General features: G+C 69.3%; 14 protein-coding genes and 2 pseudogenes. 7 read left to right on the top strand and 9 right to left on the bottom strand.

Translation table 11 applies throughout. From position 1 onward, the window contains the following. Nucleotides 1-1000: tetratricopeptide repeat protein (locus tag ACZ4M3_RS16600; protein ID WP_467733162.1), on the top strand; the 1000-nt coding region annotated here is incomplete at its 5' end. Nucleotides 1001-1230: 230 nt separating this feature from the next. Here the strand turns inward: ACZ4M3_RS16600 and ACZ4M3_RS16595 are convergent. The 4 genes from ACZ4M3_RS16595 to ACZ4M3_RS16580 all read right to left on the bottom strand — a co-directional run bounded on the left by ACZ4M3_RS16595 (nucleotide 1231) and on the right by ACZ4M3_RS16580 (nucleotide 8564). Then, nucleotides 1231-3273: a M4 family metallopeptidase gene (locus ACZ4M3_RS16595; protein WP_467733160.1), complete on the bottom strand. Its 2043-nt coding sequence runs from the start codon at nucleotides 3271-3273 to the stop codon at nucleotides 1231-1233. 532 nt (nucleotides 3274-3805) lie between these two features. Then, complete coding sequence (locus ACZ4M3_RS16590; RefSeq protein WP_467733158.1) at nucleotides 3806-5008, bottom strand: MFS transporter; 1203 nt, start codon at nucleotides 5006-5008, stop codon at nucleotides 3806-3808. A gap of 107 nt (nucleotides 5009-5115) precedes the next feature. Further along, complete coding sequence (locus ACZ4M3_RS16585; protein WP_467733156.1) at nucleotides 5116-7116, bottom strand: PEP/pyruvate-binding domain-containing protein; 2001 nt, start codon at nucleotides 7114-7116, stop codon at nucleotides 5116-5118. Continuing rightward, entirely contained in the window at nucleotides 7113-8564 is a 1452-nt protein-coding gene (locus ACZ4M3_RS16580; RefSeq protein WP_467733154.1) for an ATP-grasp domain-containing protein, read from the bottom strand. Before ACZ4M3_RS16580 ends, ACZ4M3_RS16585 begins: the two co-directional genes overlap by 4 nt. A 581-nt stretch (nucleotides 8565-9145) precedes the next feature. On the opposite strand from ACZ4M3_RS16580, the gene ACZ4M3_RS16575 reads away from it, so the two are divergent. Further along, nucleotides 9146-9496, top strand: coding sequence for a nuclear transport factor 2 family protein (locus tag ACZ4M3_RS16575; protein WP_467733152.1), 351 nt, complete (start codon nucleotides 9146-9148; stop codon nucleotides 9494-9496). A 151-nt stretch (nucleotides 9497-9647) separates the two neighbouring features. Here ACZ4M3_RS16575 and ACZ4M3_RS16570 read toward each other — a convergent pair whose 3' ends face one another. Then, entirely contained in the window at nucleotides 9648-9815 is a 168-nt protein-coding gene (locus ACZ4M3_RS16570; RefSeq protein ID WP_467733150.1) for a hypothetical protein, read from the bottom strand. Nucleotides 9816-10015: 200 nt separating this feature from the next. Between ACZ4M3_RS16570 and ACZ4M3_RS16565 the strand changes: the two genes are divergently transcribed. Together ACZ4M3_RS16565 and ACZ4M3_RS16560 are read left to right on the top strand one after the other, a co-directional pair. Then, on the top strand, nucleotides 10016-10789 hold the full coding sequence (locus ACZ4M3_RS16565) for a maleylpyruvate isomerase N-terminal domain-containing protein (protein ID WP_467733148.1): 774 nt from the start codon (nucleotides 10016-10018) through the stop codon (nucleotides 10787-10789). Between the two features lie 243 nt (nucleotides 10790-11032). After that, on the top strand, nucleotides 11033-11158 hold the full coding sequence (locus ACZ4M3_RS16560) for a hypothetical protein (RefSeq protein ID WP_467733147.1): 126 nt from the start codon (nucleotides 11033-11035) through the stop codon (nucleotides 11156-11158). 298 nt (nucleotides 11159-11456) lie between these two features. On the opposite strand, the pseudogene ACZ4M3_RS16555 reads toward ACZ4M3_RS16560, so the two are convergent. Next, nucleotides 11457-12106: pseudogene (locus ACZ4M3_RS16555) on the bottom strand (hypothetical protein); the annotation flags it as partial. A 92-nt stretch (nucleotides 12107-12198) separates the two neighbouring features. Between ACZ4M3_RS16555 and ACZ4M3_RS16550 the strand changes: the two are divergent. Further along, nucleotides 12199-12912 carry an alpha/beta fold hydrolase gene (locus tag ACZ4M3_RS16550; RefSeq protein ID WP_467733145.1) on the top strand — a complete coding sequence of 238 codons (714 nt, stop codon included), beginning with the start codon at nucleotides 12199-12201 and terminating at the stop codon, nucleotides 12910-12912. A gap of 51 nt (nucleotides 12913-12963) precedes the next feature. On the opposite strand, the pseudogene ACZ4M3_RS16545 reads toward ACZ4M3_RS16550, so the two are convergent. The 3 genes and pseudogenes from ACZ4M3_RS16545 to ACZ4M3_RS16535 all read right to left on the bottom strand — a co-directional run bounded on the left by ACZ4M3_RS16545 (nucleotide 12964) and on the right by ACZ4M3_RS16535 (nucleotide 15675). Further along, nucleotides 12964-13776 (bottom strand): annotated as a pseudogene (locus ACZ4M3_RS16545) (IS5 family transposase). A gap of 79 nt (nucleotides 13777-13855) precedes the next feature. Continuing rightward, complete coding sequence (locus tag ACZ4M3_RS16540) at nucleotides 13856-14620, bottom strand: class I SAM-dependent methyltransferase (protein WP_467733143.1); 765 nt, start codon at nucleotides 14618-14620, stop codon at nucleotides 13856-13858. Nucleotides 14621-15078: 458 nt separating this feature from the next. Further along, the gene (locus ACZ4M3_RS16535) at nucleotides 15079-15675 is read right to left on the bottom strand and encodes a TetR family transcriptional regulator C-terminal domain-containing protein (protein WP_467733141.1); all 597 of its coding nucleotides are present in this window, start codon (nucleotides 15673-15675) and stop codon (nucleotides 15079-15081) included. Between the two features lie 151 nt (nucleotides 15676-15826). Here ACZ4M3_RS16535 and ACZ4M3_RS16530 point away from each other — a divergent pair, with 151 nt between their 5' ends. Further along, on the top strand, nucleotides 15827-16291 hold the full coding sequence (locus tag ACZ4M3_RS16530) for an ester cyclase (protein ID WP_467733139.1): 465 nt from the start codon (nucleotides 15827-15829) through the stop codon (nucleotides 16289-16291). After that, nucleotides 16288-16782: a DUF3237 domain-containing protein gene (locus tag ACZ4M3_RS16525; RefSeq protein ID WP_467733137.1), complete on the top strand. Its 495-nt coding sequence runs from the start codon at nucleotides 16288-16290 to the stop codon at nucleotides 16780-16782. The genes ACZ4M3_RS16530 and ACZ4M3_RS16525 overlap by 4 nt, the downstream gene beginning before the upstream one ends. Nucleotides 16783-17976 lie beyond the last annotated feature (1194 nt).

Genomic DNA, 17976 nt, shown 5'->3' with positions numbered 1-17976 from the left:
AGAGCTGGGTGACCATCACCGCGAGGGGCAGGCCCTGAACAATCTGGGTACGGCGTTGCAGCAGGTGCGGCGGTTCGAGGAGGCCATCGACGCGCACCAGCAGGCCGCCGCCCGGTTCACAGAGCTGGGTGACCATCACCGCGAGGGGCAGGCTCTGAACAATCTGGGTACGGCGTTGCAGCAGGTGCGGCGGTTCGAGGAGGCCATCGACGCGCATCAGCAGGCCGCCGCCCGGTTTGCCGAGCTGGGTGACCATGACGGTGAGGGCCGGGCTCTGAACAATCTGGGTACGGCGTTGCAGCAGGTGCGGCGGTTCGAGGAGGCCATCGACGCGCATCAGCAGGCCGCCGCCCGGTTTGCCGAGCTGGGTGACCACGAGGGTGAGGGCCGGGCTCTGAACAATCTGGGTACGGCGTTGCAGCAGGTGCGGCGGTTCGAGGAGGCCATCGACGCGCACCAGCAGGCCGCCGCCCGGTTCACGGAACTCGGCGACCACGAGGGTGAGGGCCGGGCCCTGAACAATCTGGGCATGGCGTTGCAGCAGGTCCGGCGGTTCGACGAAGCCATCGACGCACATCAGCAGGCCGCCGCCCGGTTCACCGAGATGGGCGACAACGAGAGCCGGGTCCTGAACAACCTCGGCACCGCCCTGCAGTCCCGGGGGCTGTGGCGGGCACGCAAGGGCAAGAGCCAGAGCCAGAGCGAAGCCAAAGGCCAGAGCGACGCCAAGGGCCAGAGCGACGCCAGGAGCGATGCCAGTATCGACTCCAAGGTCCGTCTGGTACCACTCGTCTTGGATGTCCCCTCGGGATCCACGGCCGTGTCGGCGGCCGTGGCTACCGCTGCCTCCGCGTCCCCGGAGCGGCCCGCGAAGACGGAGGTCCTCGCGCTCGCACCCGCGGACGAGCCGTCGTCGGAGCAGGCCGACCTCCAGACGGAGAACAAGCGCTGGGGCCGCCGCCGCAAGGCCCAAGACCCGGTGCTCTCCGACGACCGGTAGTGAGGCGGGGCGTGCGCCGTCAGCCCGACGCACGGGCAGGGCCGGCTCCCGGCCGAGCGGCTGGGGGTCGGCCGCAGCCACGACGTGCGTGGGACGAGGACAGTTGAGGACGAACCCGGTCATCCGGCGATCCCGCGACCGGCCGCGTCCGAGGAGGTCGCCCGCCGCCACGAACGATGCTGCCCGGAGCCAAGGCTCCGGGCAGCAGCAGATCGTGTGCGGTCGGTTGGTCAGAAAGTGAGCTTGAAGTCCGTGATGGTGCCGACGTCCGCGGCACCCTTGTCCTGGACCTTCAGCTTCCAGGTGCCGTTGGCGGCCACGGCCGAGGCGTTGACGGTGTACGTCTTGTCGAGGTTCGCAGCGGAGTCCGAGGAAGAGTTCTGCAGTCGGTACGAGGTCCCGTTCGGCGCCACGAGGTCGATCTGGAGGTCACCGATGTAGGTGTGGGTGATCTTCACGCCGACCTTGAGGGTGCTCGGCGCGTTGCCGGTGATGCCGGTCACGCTCACCGAAGAGGTGACCGCGGGGCCGGGGGAGTCCGGGATGGCCACCTGGGCGGTGCTCTCGAAGACCTTGCCCGGGGTGGGGGTGCCGCCGTTCGCGCGGGCGCCCACGTTCACGGCGGCCCAGGCGTTGGTGACGTTGGTGACCTCGGCGCTGCTGGCCCCGTACAGCTCGGTGGCCGCGGCGATCGTGCCGTCGCGGGCGCCCTTGTAGTCGGTGCTGGAGTTGAACTTGCTGGTGAGCGCCTTGTACCAGATGAGCTGGGCCTTGTCCCGGCCGATGCCGGTGACGGGCAGGCCGTCGGAGGTCGGCGAGTTGTAGCTGACGCCGTTGACCGTCTTGGCGCCGGAGCCCTCGGAGGCGAGGTAGAACCAGTGGTTCGCCGGTCCCGATGAGTAGTGGACGTCGAGGCTGCCGACGCCGGAGTACCAGCTGTCCGCGGAGCCACCGTCCTTGCTCGGCTTGTCCATGTAGCGCAGCGGGGTGCCGTCGCCGTTGATGTTGATCTGCTCGCCGATGAGGTAGTTGCCGGGCGCGCTGGGGTTGTTGGCGTAGAACTCGACCGAGGTGCCCATGATGTCGGAGGTCGCCTCGTTCAGGCCGCCCGACTCGTCGCTGTAGTTGAGGCCGGCGGTGGCGGCGGTGACGCCGTGCGTCATCTCGTGACCGGCGACGTCCAGCGAGGTCAGCGGGTCGTTGTTGGCCGTGCCGTCCCCGTACGTCATGCAGAAGCAGCCGTCGTCCCAGAACGCGTTGACGTACGCGTTGCCGTAGTGGACCCGGGAGTAGGCGGCGACGCCGTCGCCGCGGATGCCGGAGCGGCCGAGGACGTTCTTGTAGAAGTCCCAGGTGACCCCGGCGCCGTAGGCGGCGTCGGCTCCCGCGGTGGCGGCGCTGGAGTTGGCGCCGGTGCCCCAGGTGTCGGTGGACTGGGTGAACAGCGAGCCGGTGCCCGACGTACCGTGGTTCAGGTTGTAGGTCTTGTGGCCGCCGCGGCCCGTGTCGTTCAGGGTGAAGCTCGAACCCGACTGCGAGGTGCCGAGGGTGACCTGGCCGCTGTAGTGGGTGTTGCCGACACCGGTCTCGATGCCCTGCCACTGGTGGAGCTTCGCACCCGTCTTGGCATCGGTGATGACGTGGAGCTGGTTGGGAGTGCCGTCGTCCTGGAGCCCGCCGACGACGGTCTCGTAGGCGAGGGTCGGCACGCCCTTCGCCATCCACACGACCTTGCGGGGTGCGACGTCGGCCTTCGCGGCCTTGGAACCCACGGCCTTGGCGGCGTCGAGGGCCTGGGTGGAGGCGGCCGCCGGGGCGTCGGCCGGGGCGGTGGTGGAGATGCCCTGCAGGGTGGCGGAGGACGCCTTGCTCACGCCCTGCGTCCGGTTGTCCGTCGAGCGGCTGACGACCAAGTCGCCGCCGAGGACCGGGAGTCCTTCGTACGTGCGCTCGTACCGGGTGTGGGTGGTACCGTCCTGGTCCTTGACCACATCGTGGACGAGCAGCTTCTCCTGGGGGCTGAGACCGAGCTCCTTGGCCGTGGCGGCCGTGGTGCTCTGGGCCTTGGTTATGAGCTCGGCCCGCTGGGACGGGGAGAGTTGTGCGGGCAGGGCGCCCGGGTTGCGAACCGGCTGGCCCTGGGGGGCGGCGGCGTTCGCGGGACCTTCGGGCTGCGCGCTGGCGCTGCCTGCCTGGACACCTACCGTGAGCAGGGCGGCTGCGGCGAGCAGGGCGCTGGTGGCGGTGGCCTGACGACGAGTCGTGGATTTCACGCGGACTCCTTCTGCGTGTGGGGGGTTACCGGGCGGCTGGGATGAGGCCGGCCGGGCAGAGCGTGCGGAGCTGTTCCGTGCTGGGGATGGGGAGAGAGTGCCAGCGATCGCGATCTTTGTCAGGAGCGCGTCATTAATCGGCCGAATCGAGTCCGAATTTCGTCGCTCGGCGTTCGCTCAGCGGATACATCGGAGTGGTTCCGGTCAGCTCGTGCCTGCCCAACAGGGCTTATGGGGAGCGGTACGCGCTTTCCGGACACCCGGCCGTCCCGGACGGATCGGCCGGCGCGGTGGTGGCGGTGGTGGCGGTGGTGGCGCACCTCGCATTCAGGCAAAGGGTTCGGCATCAAGCGTCAAATCCCGTTGACCTACGCGTGATCGGGCGGGTCAGATGAGGCCGTCGGCTTCCCGCCCGGCACGGCTCGGCCGCACCGAGCCCGCGAAGCGCCGAGTTCGACATGACCGTCCGGGCCGGGTCCGGCCGCCGCTGCGGTGGCCGGCGGCTCTTGACGCGCGCGGCCGCCCCGCCGTATCAGGGTTGGCCGGCGGTCCGACGTACCCCGTCCCGACGATGTCGCCCCAGGACGACGCCCACCACGAGCAGAAGCAGACAGGTGCCCGCCGCGGCGTGTACGAGGAGCGCGTCGAGGCGGTCCGCCGCCAGGTACGCACCGACGGCCAGCGCCACCAACGCGCACACCCCGCGGTCGACGATGGACTCCACCGACAGCAGGGTCGCCCGGTAAGGGGTCGGTGGGATCGCCGCGTTGATCAGGTTGCGTTGCACCGGGTACGCAAGGCCCGCCGCGGCGGCGAACGCGCACAGGAACAAGATGGTGCCCAGGCCCCCCGTCAGCGTGGTGGCCGCGAGCGTGAGGGCCATCACCACACTGAGGGCGGTCACCACGGTCGAGCCGGACAGCCTGCCGCGCAACCAGCCGGTCCTGGCCGAACCAATGGCCTCGGCGACCGTCATCGCCGACAGCACCGCACCGTGATCGGCGACGGGGAGGCCCTTTTCGAGGAGCAGCGGTTGGAAGAGGTTGACCTGGCAGATGCGGGCGAGCGTGAACACGGCCACACCTTGCACCATCAATGGCCCGAGGGACCGTGACGTCCCGAAAAGCTTCGCGGCCTGGCGGGCCGAGTCGAGGAGCCCGACGCGCTCCACGGGCGGGCGACCGCCCCCGCGGGGCGCCGCGATCGCCGGGAGGGCCGCGGCGCAGGCCAGCGAACCGAGCGTGGAGAGCGCGGTCAGTACGTAAGGGGCCTCGTGCCGGATGTGCATCAGGACGCCGACCAGCGGCCAACAGGCGATCTTCGCCCAGAGGCCGAGCGCCCGGGCGGTGCCCTCGGCCTGCATGTAGTGCTCCTGCGCGCCGTGCTCGTGCAGGTACTCGTACAGATAGGCGCTGGAGGCCCCCGACACCAGCGAACGGGCGGCGGCGATGGCCAGGAAGTGCGCCATGAAGCCCGCGAAGGACGGCGCGACGACCGGGAGGAGGTTCGCCGCGGTCATCGCGGCCGCCCCCAGTTGCATGCAGCGACGCTGTCCGATGCGGTCGGCGATGAAGCCGGTGGGTATCTCCAACAGGCAGAACGCCACGTAGTAGACGCTCTGGATGCCGAAGATCTGGCTGTCCGACAAGCCTGCCTGCCTCTGGTACTGGTAGAAGACCGGCATCCACCACAGGAGGTTGAACAACACCTGGAACCCGTTGTTCAGTCGGGTCACGCGCAGCACCGCGGCGGGCGGGCGGACGCGTCGTGTCACGTGTGCACGCGGGGAAATGGGCATGGGCCGGCCTTCGGTGGGGCGGTACGCGAGGAAGTACGGACGGGTCAGACGCTGTACGGGCGCAACTGGAGTATGTGGAGCGCACCTCCTGGCCCGAGCAGCCATTCGATGTCGAGCGGCCCGGCGAAGGTGTAGTCCGTGGCGAAATGGGACTGGAGCAAGCGGCCCGCCAGCGCCAGCCGGCCCAGGTGGGCCCGCGTGTCCTGCGCCAGGTCCTCGGTGGCCGCGCCCAGCGAGACGGTGCGGCCGCCGCCCTCGACCGTGTTGTACAGGTACTGCAGGGGCATCGTCCGGCCGTCGACGACATCGGCCGTGGACCCGTGCGCGCAGTTGAGGTACACGTTGCGGAAGTCGGCCCGGTTGGTCGGATTGCAGGTGACCATGACGCCTCCGAGCGGGGACGGCTCGTAGCGCTGCACGATCACCCCCATGTACGTGTCGTCCAGGGAGATGCCGGCCTGATGGCGCAGCCGCACGCTGCGCGGGGAGAGCAACGAGGCCCACACCTGGCGGATGGCGTCGAGCAGCCCCGGCAGATCGGTGACCTTGGTGTGGGACTCGTAGATCCCGGCCGCGGAGAAGCCCGGCAGGTCCTCGGCGTTCGAGGAGGACCGCACGGCGAAGCGGCCCGTGCCCGCCAGATGTTCGACCAGTTGCGTGTCCAGGGCGTGCACGAGGTCCTCGGGCACGGGCAGGGTGCGCACCAGATGCTGCAATTGGAGGCAGACCGTGTCCAAGGCGTCCATGGAGTTCAGCTCCAGTGCCATCTTCAGTTTGCCGATGCTCTGTTGCACTGCCGGTGAGGAGTCCAGGAACCGCTGTTGGACGGAGAAGGGGACGGCGATGCCGGCCGGCGCCTGGACGTGCCGGGTCAGGAACTCGCTCGCGTGCTGTGCGAGATCCCCGTCCTCCGGCATCCCCAGCCGGGCGGCCAGGTGACCGAGCAGGTCGGCTCGGGGCGGGCGGGGCACGGAGTAGTAGCCGGTCAGCCGGCCCGATCCGTGGCGCAGTACGTGGTGCAGTTCCCCGAGGTTGGCCGCCTTGGTGCCGTAGCGGTTCCGGTCGCCGGCGCGCAACGCGGACAGCGGCACGAGCGGTACGTCCGTCACGTGTGGCGCGTCGAGGCGGACGCGCTGGGTGTGCCACGTCGGTTCGGCGAGGTCCGACGGCTCCTCGGCGCGCTCGATGGCGAACCCGTCGGCGGTGACCTCGTAACGGATCCAGGCACCGTCCAGCTTCTCGTCGGCGATCGTGTCGAGGACTCCGCGGACGATGGCGTTCGGGATGCCCCACCCGGCCGCCAGCATGTTGGTGTGCGACAGGGGAGTGGTGGGCTGGGCGTTGATCAAACCGGCGAGCCGCGGAATGTCGTCGGGGACCACCGGCATGGCGACGATGTCGTACCAGGTCAGGTCCGCGCGGGCGGCCAGGTATTCCGCACCTGAAGCGAAGGCCCGGAGCCGGCCGGTGGCAGAGGCGAGCGTCAACGGGACGAAGGGCACGGTCGCCAGGAGCGCGTGACCCCGCGCACGGGGCACCACGGTCTCCGGCACCGCCGCGAGGGCGTTCTCCTGCCCGTGGTTGGCCGGTTTCACCAGCAGTTCCAGCGCGGGATCGAGGTGGGCCCGTACGAAGGCGTGGAACTCGACCAGCAGGTCCGCGCCCATGGTGTCGGCCTCGGTGGTCTCCAGGACCATGAACGGCTCGTCCGGCTCCGGGCCGCCCCGGGAGTGCAGCGACAGGACGCCGAGCAGGAAGCGCCGCGCGGGGTCCTGGTAGACGTCGTGGTTGAAGCGGTCGAGTTCGGCGTCGAGCTGTTCGAGGGTCAGCCCCTGGATCTCGGTGGCTATGTAGTTGACGTGGAAGGAGTGCACGGCACTGTCGAGGACGTGCCAGCGGCCCTGCTCGCGGTCCACGACGACCTTCACGTACGGATGCCCGCCCAGCACCCCGGCCAGTTGCTCGAACAGGGGGAGCGTGAGCAGGGTGTCCACGGAGGCGCCCCGGGGGGACGGCGCGGCTGCGATGGTTCCGGCGTTCGTCATGCGGTGCTCCCGGGCGTCGAGCGGTCGGTGGACAGGGGAGACGGGGCGGTGGGCTCGGCGGGCTCGGTAAGGGCGGCGGGGGCCCTCGTGAGGGCGACGGACGGGGTAGTGAGGGCCTTCGGCAAGGCCGCCAGGACGCGGGCGCAGTCGGCCAGCAGCTCCGGCCCGGACTCGGCGGTGAGGAAGCAGAGCGCGGCCATGGAATTGGCCCCTCCCGCCTCCTCGTACGGCGGGACCGGGGTGCCCGGCGCGAGACTGTGTTCGCGTACCGGCTCCACCCGGGATCCCGGCGCGACCAGGGCGGGCCAGTCGACCGCCTCGAAATCCCAGGCCGGGAGTTCGCTCCAGGGCCGGCCCTCGGGGTCGACGGCGAGGACCACGAGCGATCCGGCGGCGCCCGCGCCCTCGGTCAGCATCCGCTGCGGGTAGGCGACCTCCCGGTCGAGCAACTCGCGCACCAGCATGCCGATCATGTCGAGCCCGAACACGGTCTCCACCTGTCGGGTGGTCATCACCCCACCGAAGCGGGCGGCGGTCTCGATCAGCCACAGGGCCCCGTCCGGACCGAGTTTGATCTCGGTGTGGGTGGCGCAGGTGTCGAGCCCGAGCGCGTCGACGGCAGCGCGTGACACCTCCTCGATCCGGTGCTGCAAGGCGTTCGGGAGGGCGGCCGGGGCCAGGCTCGCCCGCTCGGTGAAGGGGGCGATGGTCGGCATCCGCCCGGTGATGCACAGCGGGTGGTAGCGGCCGTCGGCGACCATCCCCTCCACGCTGACGTAGTCGCCCCACCCGTCCCCGTCGAACCAATCGGAGGCATCTCCCGTCACGATCTCCTCCAGCAGGAAATCGCTGACGCCCTCGTCCGCCGCGTGCAGTTCCGCGTAACCCTGCGCGGACGAGGCTGCCATGACGGAACGTCCGGTCCGCCAGGCCGCCTCGGCCTGCTGCTCGTTCCACACGGTGAGATGGGCCGTGGAACCCGCGCTCCAGGCGGCCTTCAGGAGCAGCGGCGGCCTGAGGACGTCGAAGGCGGCCTTGATGTCCTGCGGAGTGTGGACCTCCGCGAACCCCGGTACGGGCACTCCGGCGTCACGCCAGATCCGGCGCATCAGACGCTTGTCCCGCGCCCCCACGACCCGCTCACCGGCGCCGCGCAGACCGAGCCGCAGGCTCGCGCGGGCGACGGCCACCACCGCGTACTCCGACAGGGTCAGCACCGCCTCGGCACCGACGCGGCGGGCGTGGGAACAGATCAGATCGACCACTTCCACTCCCTCGCCCTGCGGGGCCGCGGTGATCGACGCGCATCCGGGCAGCCACTCCGACTCGGTGATGCGGGGTAACGGCGCGAGCGCCAGGACGTGTACCTCGGCGTGGGCGGCGATGCGCGGGAGCGCGTAGTCCAAAGGAGGGCCACCCTTGGCGTAGACGAAGAGGATCGGAGTCATGGTGCTCCTGGAGTCGAGGGGGGACGCCGGGTGGCGCAACGGCGTCGTCGGCGGACGATCCGTACGCGGTGTCGGTCGCCGGGTAAGGACCGGGGCGACGAGACCACGAGGGAAGACGGCGGACGCACAGGTGTACGCCTACTCGGTGAGGCGCTCGCCAAACAACCGCGCCCGCCAAGTGGGGTCGGCATGAGGGTTTTTCAGCCATCCGGGCGGCCGCGTGGGGATCGCTCGCCCGCGTGTCGAACGCCGAGGTGAAGAACGAGCGGTTGCCGGCCACGGGGTCATCACCCTCCGGCAGGTGGACCCGAACCCTGCCCCCGGGATGACTGCTCACCAACACCGCGGTGGAGTCGTTCACCGTTCCACAGGCGGCCCGGGGGTGCGCCGGGGGCTGGAGACGATCGAGTCCGGCTTCGCCGACGCGCTGACGCGTGCCCGCGCCCAGCGGCTCCTGCCCACGGAACTCCACGAAGAGGAGTCAGCCGCGCAACTCCTGGCGCTCTCCGCGGGTCTGCTGGTGCTCGTCCGATCCGGCACGGGCGCCACCACACTGCACCCCTCGATACGGCACACCGAACATGGCGCGGTCGCGGACGACGGCATCACCTACCGGGACCCGGGACCCGGGAACCGGGGCCGGCGGCCTGGCCGAACTGGACGCCTACGTGAACGGCTTCGCCGGGGCGTTTCCCGGACACCGCTTCCGCATCGACGAGGTCCTCGACCACCATGACCGGTCACTCGCCCGCTGGACCCGGATCGGCCCGGACGGCGAGTCGGACGGCGAGACCTTCATGACGGGCGTGAGCAGCGCGGTGCACCGGGACGGTCTCCTCGCCGACGTGACCGGTTTTCCTCCCCGCCCGACCACCGTGGGTAGGCGGAGCGAGACGGTCGACGACCGGACCACTCGCGGCCGGCTCGGGTAGCCGACTGACGGCCATGGATCCGCCCTCGACAGCGCCCCTACACCCGCGGCACGAACCCGGCCGGCGCCGCCGCCCGCTACGCGCTGGTCAGCCACGTGCACCTCGACCGCGTCGAACACCGCGCCTTCTGGGCCTTGGCGACCACCGGGCTCTAGTCGGCGGTCGAGCCGTGCCCGACGGGACCGGCGTAGACGCCTTCGTAGACCACGGAGTCGCACACCATGTTGCACTGGCCGTTGTTGACCAGCTTCTTCCCGCCGCCGTCGGTGCGGCCTTCAAAGAGCGGATGCGGATTACTGGGAGTGACTTCGTAGGTCAAGGAGCGAGTTGGCAACGGGCCTGGTGGTTGCGCTGGTGTCTTGGCCCAGATGGTAGGTCCAGTAGCGGTCGAAGTCGCCGTCGGCGAGCAGTGCACGGAGTTTCAGGACGGCTTCGGCGCCGGCGCTCCGCCCGGCCGTCGGCGCGTTCGTCCGACAAATTCGCTACCCGGCGGCCGGAGCGCCGTGATACACAACCGACGTGCAAAACATCTTGGAGTTCTCCGAGGTCCTGCGGCTGATCGAAGACCGCTCGGCCGCGTTCCGCGCCGCGGTCGCGTCCGCCCCCGACCTTGACGTCCAGGTCCCGACCTGCCCGGACTGGACGCTGCGCGAACTGGCGCAGCACCTCGGTGACGGCCGCCGCCGCCAGGCCGGCATCGTCGCGGCGGGCCCGGGCGCTGAGCCCCCGGCGAGGACGGACCCGAAGGGCGCCCCGACCGCGCCCCGCGACCGCGAAGCCCTGGACGCCTGGCTCGCCGAGTCGACCGAGCTCATGCTCGACGCGATGCGCGAGGCCGGCCCGGACCGCGGCTGCTGGACCTGGTGGGGTCGCTCGCAGGCCCCGGAGACCAGCGGAGCCGTGGCCCGGCACCAGATCCAGGAGATCGCCGTCCACACCTACGACGCCCAGCTCACCCAGGGGGCCGCACAGCCGCTGCCGACGGACGTCGCGGTCGAGGGCGTCGACGAGTTCCTGACGACCGTCTCGGCGACGACCGTCCCCTGGCCGTTCAAGCCGGCGACCATCGACCTGCACACGACCGAGGGCCGCTCCTGGCGCCTGACCCTCAACGCCGACGGCGTCCGCTGTGACGACCTCGCCGCCGACGCGGAACCGGGCGACATGGCGATGCGAGGCGCAGCGAGCGAACTGGTCCTCTACTTCTACGAGCGCGTCCCGCTCGACGGCCTGGAGACCACCGGCGACACCGAGCCGATGGAGCAGCTCGCAGACTGGGACCCGAACGCGTAAGACACGCACTTGTGACGCATCTGTCGGTGGTGCGCGCGCTCCTGCGGGCGCCCCTGGCCCGGGGGTTGCGGACATTGCGCGGCTGCGGGCAGGCTGCGCAACGCCGGCCGCCTGCCCGGCGCCGTCGCGAGGTCCGCCAACTGACGCCGAAGTCGACCACGCGTTCGTGCAGCAGTCCGACGTACCGCGCGCCCGCTACCCCGACACCGTCGTCCACCACTACCTCGACACCTTGGGCGCCATGTGCTCGGCAACCTGCGCTGGAGCCGCACCACCACCCGCTACAACGGGAGCGCCACCGCCTGGAACGGCCTACACGCAGGCACCGTCACCCTCCACCACGACCGCACCACCATCGGCTCGTCCTGAACCTGACGGACCGATTGCCCAGGCCGGAGGTCCGCGATCCCGTCCAGCGATTCGACCGCCGCGCCGTCCATGCTGGAGGGCCTCGCTGGAGGGCCTCGACACCGCGGCCCGCAAGGGCAAGCACAGCGGCCGGCCGCCCGTCATCACCGACGACATGCTGCACACCGTCCTCCGCCGCCGCGAACGGCGAGTCCGTGCGGCAGATCCAGCCCGTCCGGATCAACCCCACCGGCAAACGCAGAGGTCAGAACCCATCCGTCACCAGCGTCTACCGAGCTCTCGCCGAGCAGCAGTCCCCCTATGAGAAGAGACCGGTGGAGGTGTACTGCGTAAAGTTCGCAAGGATCTCGCGCAGCCATCGGCTGCGAACGGCTGGTAGCCGGACCAGGGTGTGCTGGAAGGTTTCCCGGTCGGCCCGGAACAGGTAGTTGGAGCGCGGCGGGAGCGGGTCGTCGCGGAGGAGGTCTTGGGGGTAGACCGCCCGATGCGGGAACCGGCAAGTGCGGCTGGAGATACCAACCACAGCCATACCCCCAGCGGCAGCGGCACCGGGTAAGCCGATACGGGCGGGCTGGCTGGGTCCAGGTCTGCCCCGTTTGCGGATGGACCGGTACCAGGAGGATGTCGACGCCTGCGCCGGGGGCGGGCCGTCCCGGTCCAGCCAGGACGCCTCATCGGCGGCCCGCGGGCAGCAAGGCGTCGAGCGCGCGTTGGAACACGTCCCGGTCAGACCGCCCGGGACCTTCACCGGTTGCCCCTCGGAGGCTGCCACCAGGTGGGCGAGTGCCTGACCGGCTGCCGCCTCCCCCTGCGGACTCCACGACCAGTAGTGGCTCGACCCGAGCCCTCCGCCCCACGTGGCAATCGACTCGAACGGGGGGGGGGAGTGCTCTCCCCGTTCTCCGTCAATTTCTCCCAGGAGAGCGGTGCAGCGTCGACACCGTCAACTCATCTGAACAGAATCCCTGACTCAGAGGACTAGGGCTTGTATCGAAAGTATTTCCCAGGAGATCGTCAGGCTGCCCGGCTACGGTGCGGGCATGGTGAACTTCGTGCTGGTTGCAGGTGCACGGCTCGGGGCGTGGGCGTGGGGCGAGGTGGTGCCGTGTCTGCGCGCGGCCGGCCACGGCGTCTATCCGTTGACGCTGTCCGGTCTTGCTGACAAGCAGGGTGTACCGGCGGGGCAAGCGACTCACGTCCAGGACATCGTTGCCGAGGTAGAACGCCAGGATCTGCGTGACGTAGTCCTAGTGGGTCACAGCTACTCGGGCATCCCGGTAGGTCAGGCCGCGGAGCGGATCGGTGACCGACTGGCCCGCGTAGTATTCGTCGACTCAAGCGTTCCAACTGACGGCGAGTCGTTTGTCTCCGCCTGGCCGGACGGCGGGGCGGCAGTGGAGGCGTCGATCGCCGAGAGCGGAGGGTTTTGGCCGCTCGCGCCAGCTGCTCATTACGACGGCGAGGGTCTCACCGATGAGCAGATCGCACGCCTCGTGCGCGGCTCGACGCCTCACCCAGGTGCCACGCTGACCGAGCCCGCTGTGCTGTCGGGGCCTCTCGGTGAACTTCCGGCGACATACATCCTGTGCGTGATGCCAGGGGCCGAGCCCGACGACGCCGAGCCCGACGAAGATGTGGCTGAGCTGCTGAACAGCAAGCGCTGGCGGCTGGTCAAGATGGACACCGGCCATTGGCCGATGTTCTCCCAGCCGCGCGAGCTGGCGCAGATTCTCCTCAATGCTGCCGTGGAGTGAGAGCACCTCCATGCCTGCGGGCTGGTTTCGGACGCGCTTGATGTGTGCTGGTCACAGCCATATGCCGATGGCCGCCGCCATGAGGACGGTCGCCTCATAGCGGACCGCTGGCTTGTCGTATCGCGTGGCGACGGCGCGGTACTTCTTGAGGCGGTTGATCCCACACTCGACCGCGTGGCGCTCGCGGTAGTCGACCGGGTCGAATTTCGGCGGCCGGCCGCCGCTAGAGCCGCGCTGTTTGCGGTGGCGCGCCTGGTCGACCTTGTCCGGGATGGTGCAGCGGATCCCTTGGCGACGCAGGTAAGCGCGGTTCTTGCGGGAGGCGTACGCCTTATCAGCACGCACCCGATCGGGGCGGACGCGCGGCCGGCCCGGCCCGATGCGGGGCACGCGGACCTTCCTCAGCACGGGTTCGCACTGCGGCGAGTCGCCGCGCTGCCCGGTCGAGGGCCTGGCGCGTCTTCGAGCGGCCCGGATCTTCCAGTTCGTCCCCGTCTGCGGCCCCCTATTGCGTGCGCCGGCGGCGTGCTGGTGGGCACGGTTGACCGTGGAGTCGACGACGGCGGTCCACTCCACCTGGCCCATCGCGTCGTCGCGGACCTGCACATGCTCCAACAGCCTTGGCCACGTGCCATCCGCCTCCCAGCGGGCGAACCGCTCGTAGACCGTCTGCCACGGCCCGTACCGCTCGGGCAGGTCGCGTCACGGAGCCCCGGTTCGCAATCGCCACAGCACACCGTTGACCACCTGCCGGTGATCACGCCACGGCCGACCACGCCCATCCACCTGCGGCAACAAGGGCTCTATCCGCTCCCCCGCCGCGTCCGTCAACTCACCTTGACCTGCCACAAGATCAACTATCAGACAAGCCTTAGGGGTCCGTCTATCGAAAGTGCCAGACCCGAACGGTTTACCGTCCCCGAGATCAGCCTTTGCCGGGCTGTCACGGGCGAGAAGCAACGACGGCTTCCGTCCGGACACACTCCTCGAACGCGCCCTCCGGACGGATTGCGGCCAGTGCTTGGCGAAGGTCACGTACGAAGGCGGGAAGGTCGGAGCCGAGCGCGGCCGGGCTGGTGAAACTGAAGGAGAGCTGGAGTCCGACGACCTCGTCCACGGTCCGACGGACCAAGCGATCCCAGTGGGTCGTCTCGATCCGTGAGAAGGGCGAGCGCAGCAGAACGTCCTCGTGCCGCACCTCGGGATAGGCAGCCGGGGCGGAATCCGGACGGCGGTTGGGGCCCAGATAGCGGCTGCGGACCTCTTCCACCACATGCTGCCAGGCCGGAAGGTGGAGGTCCTCGTGTCGGGCTCCGCAGGTTGCCAGCACTACCGCTCCACCGGGCTCGATCAAGGTGTCCAGGTCTTGCAGCAGCGGTTCGCGGTCTGTCCAGTGGAACGACGCGCCCATAACCGTCAGCAATACCGGCCCCACGTTCAGCGCGAGCAACGTGTCGGAGTCTCCGAGCTGCCAGTCGATACCGCCCACCGCTGCCTCGGCCGCGAGCCGACGGCCCTCGGCAATCATTTCCGGCTCTGGATCGACCGCGACCACTTCGCGAACCAGTGCAGCCAGCGGCAACGTCAGCGCTCCGCTGCCGGCCCCCAAGTCAAGTACGCGCTGAGTCCCGTCCAGCGCAAAGCGCGCACCCAGGAACGCGAACAGCTGAGCGTCATACGCAGGCCGGAATTTTGCGTAGTAGGGCACGGTCGAAGCGAACAACCCACCCGGTGAATCCATCCCCTCACTCTTCCATCATGACCACTCGGTCCGTCGGAAGAGGGGGTCGGAAACAGGTACTTTAGGCGGTGCAGGATTCCCCTGGCTGCGTAGGTGGGACCCAGGAAGGAATGCCGGCGAATGTCGGCAGAGGTTCCATCCCAAGGGGCCATCGCATGTTGGTCAGGAAGAGGAACGGTCAGACGGGAATGCCGTCGGTGCCCCACAGACGTACGAGGCCAGGGGCGCTGTCAACGGTCTGCCATGGCTTCCTGCCCCGAGCTGGGCTACGGGTTTCTCCGAATTGAGGACTACTCGTCGCCACATGATTTGACGGGGTGTCCGCATGCCCGGAACGGTCTGTTGGGGCTTGATCGTCGGACGGTCGTCGCCCGGCGTAGTTGCAGGTGCTGACCATTCAGGCGCTTACCAGGTGGGACTTCCTGTCAGCGCGGTGGTACGAAGAAGCCGTCGACAACGCGGCGAACCTTGGAGACCGCGTCACCTTCACCCAGGCGCAGAGCGGTGTTCGCGGCGTTGAGCACAGCATCTATCTGAAAGAGCGCCAGGTCCACGTCCAGCCGGGCGATCTCCCCGGTGTCCACGGCGCGGCGTAGTTCACCGGCCAGGAGGGCGAGCCATGTGCGGCGGTGGAGCAGCAGGGCGTCACGGACTTTCCCGGGCCGGCTGTCGAAGTCGGGGAGGCTGGCAGCCCAGAAACAGCCTCCGGCGAACAGTGGTGCCTCGATGTAGGAGATCCAGCGTTCCGTCAGTGCGCGGAGCCGGGCGATGCCCGGCTGAGCGCTCTGCGCGGGGCGGATGACCGCTTCGGTGAACTCTTCGCGCGCCGACTCCGCGACCGCGAGCTGCAGGTTCTCCTTGGTCTTGAAGAGCGTTTGGATGCCGCTCTTGCTCAGTTCCAGGTCGGTGGCCAGGCGGCCGATGCTGAGCCCGTTGAGCCCTTCCAGCGAGGCGACGTCGACGCCGTGGCGCGCGATCTTGCGCCGGGTCCGAGTGCCGCGGACGAGGCGCTGGTCCGCCACGGTCACACCTGCTGTTCCCGTCGAGGACTCGGCCGCTTGTCGACCCCGGGTCCCTGAGTGCTCGTTCATGGACACCATCCTGTCATGCTCTTGCCTAAAGAATACGACCGATCGTACGTTTATCTCACTCGACAGGTTGCAGGAGGTACCTGTGCACGAACAACGCATGGTGGAACTGGCGCGCGCGCTCGCCGTCGCCAAGAGCCGGCAGGACGTTCCCGCCGCTCTGCGGCTCATGCACCCCAACATGGTGCTGGAGAGCCCGGCCCTCGGTACGACGGCCCGAGGCCTGGCCTCGAACGACAGGGCATTACGACGGTTCTTCACCTCGTTCCCCGACTACGACGTCGCCCTGCACGGCCACGCGAGCAACGGCGACACGCTCGTGTGCTGGGGTACGGCACGGCTGACCATGACAGGCAACCGGTTCGGCGTCGTCCCCAACGGCGAACGCGCCGAGATTCCGGTGTTCATCCAGTTCACTTTCAAGGATGACCTGATCGCAGGCGAACACTTCTTCTTCGACCTGGCGACGCTGTGCGCCCAGTCGGGCGTCTCGACGGACGCGGTCCGAGAGAGGCTGTTCCCCGCGCTCACAGGAGGCGACGCAGCATGACAACAGACCCGCGCGTGAAGGACGTCGGCGAGATCCGAACAGCGCACCTCTTCGACATGGTCGTCGACTTGAACCCGCGCCTGCCCATCGGCAGCGGCCCGTTCGGCCGACGCGTCCTCTTCGGTGCCGCAGGCGGCACCTTCCACGGCCCCAGACTGCACGGCGACGTCCTCCCCGGCGGGGGAGACTGGGCGCTGTTCGACCCCGACGGGACGATGACCTTGGATGTGCGCCTGACCCTGCGCACCCACGACGGCGCCCTCCTGCACATGACCTACGGCGGCCGCTGGGTCACCCCGCCCGACGTTCGCAACGCCCTGGCCGATCCCGACGAGCGCCACCGGATCGACCCGGCCACCTACTACTTCCGGACCAACCCGCTCTTCGAGACAGGAGCTGAGCCCTACACATGGCTCAACGGCACGGTCTGCGCCGGGTCGGGATACCTCGTCGAGGGCGGCATCGCCTACAAGGTCTCCCGGATCCTTTGACGGAACGTCATGGAGGGGACGAGTCGCGCCACAGCGGTCATGAAGAGGTCCGCCAGGGCGCTGGCCACCGCGGCGGGGTCGTCTTCCATGGGGATGGGGCCGCCCTTCGCGACGCGGACCCGTTCGGTCGACCGGAGACGGTGAGGACAGGGACGGACAGACACGAGACGAGCTGCTGGCCGAAGCCATCCGCCTACGCCATCAGGGCGATCCCGAAGAGGCCCGGAGGCGGCTGCTGGATATTGGCCGAGCACCCCGGGGACGCCGAGGTGGCCTACCAGGCTGACTGGGTCCACTACGTGCTCGGCCCGGAGGGCGGAAACCGTGCCCTGCTATGAACGAAGCCTCGGCAAACCAGGGCTGTCGAAGGAGGACCGCCGCCACTGGAGAAGCTGATCGTGGCCAAGACCGCCGGCATCCTCCCGGAGCCGTGGAAGCTTCCGCACCGGCCTCCGTAGAAATGGTGGAGCTGATGACGACGCTGGAGAAGTCCGTCGCGAGACCAAGGCATCCCGCGCCAGCGGCGCGGACGCCACCGCCCATGACCTGCCTTCCGCGAAGCGGACTCCGGCGAAGAAGCTCGGGATGCCGGCCGGGAGACAGTGGCCGGCGACGGTCGGAGACCGTAAGGGCCTACGGCCCGGCTTTGCAGCCTGTGGGGTGCGGGTAGTGTGCCGCTGTCCTTGGTGGATCTTGAATGGGGACGGTCCGGGTTCGCTGGAAGAGGGTTCGTCGGGCAGGGTCGAGCCGGTGTTTGCACGGTCAGGGCTCACGGTTGTGATGGCGCAGGCGTCACGGATGGATATCCCGCGATATCCCGCCCCGGGCTGACCGGGCAACTCTTGGACGGCGCGGTCGAGGTCGCCTTGCATACCGACAGGAAGACGGTGACGCCATCGCACCTCGACGCGGCTGTGCCGTGCGCGAGGACGACACCGTCTGGGGGCTTGGGGCTGTGACGTAAACGGTCGGCTCGGGACAACAGCACGATCAACCGTTACCCCCCGGTCGGCACCCAGGGCATCTGGCCCGGAGGGATCTGACCGCCCCGACAGGCGTCAAGATCATCTCATCCGCGACCACCAGTTTCGGGACAACCCTTACTGATCTTTTCGTAAGTTCGGTGGGTGTGGTGGCCGTGTGGGTGGGAGGCTGTCGGGGTGGCTTATCGACCTTCCCCCTCGGTTGCCGGCT

It is taken from the genome of Streptomyces sp. NPDC026522 (genome assembly GCF_055567555.1).
This window is presented reverse-complemented; position numbering and strand designations above follow the sequence as displayed.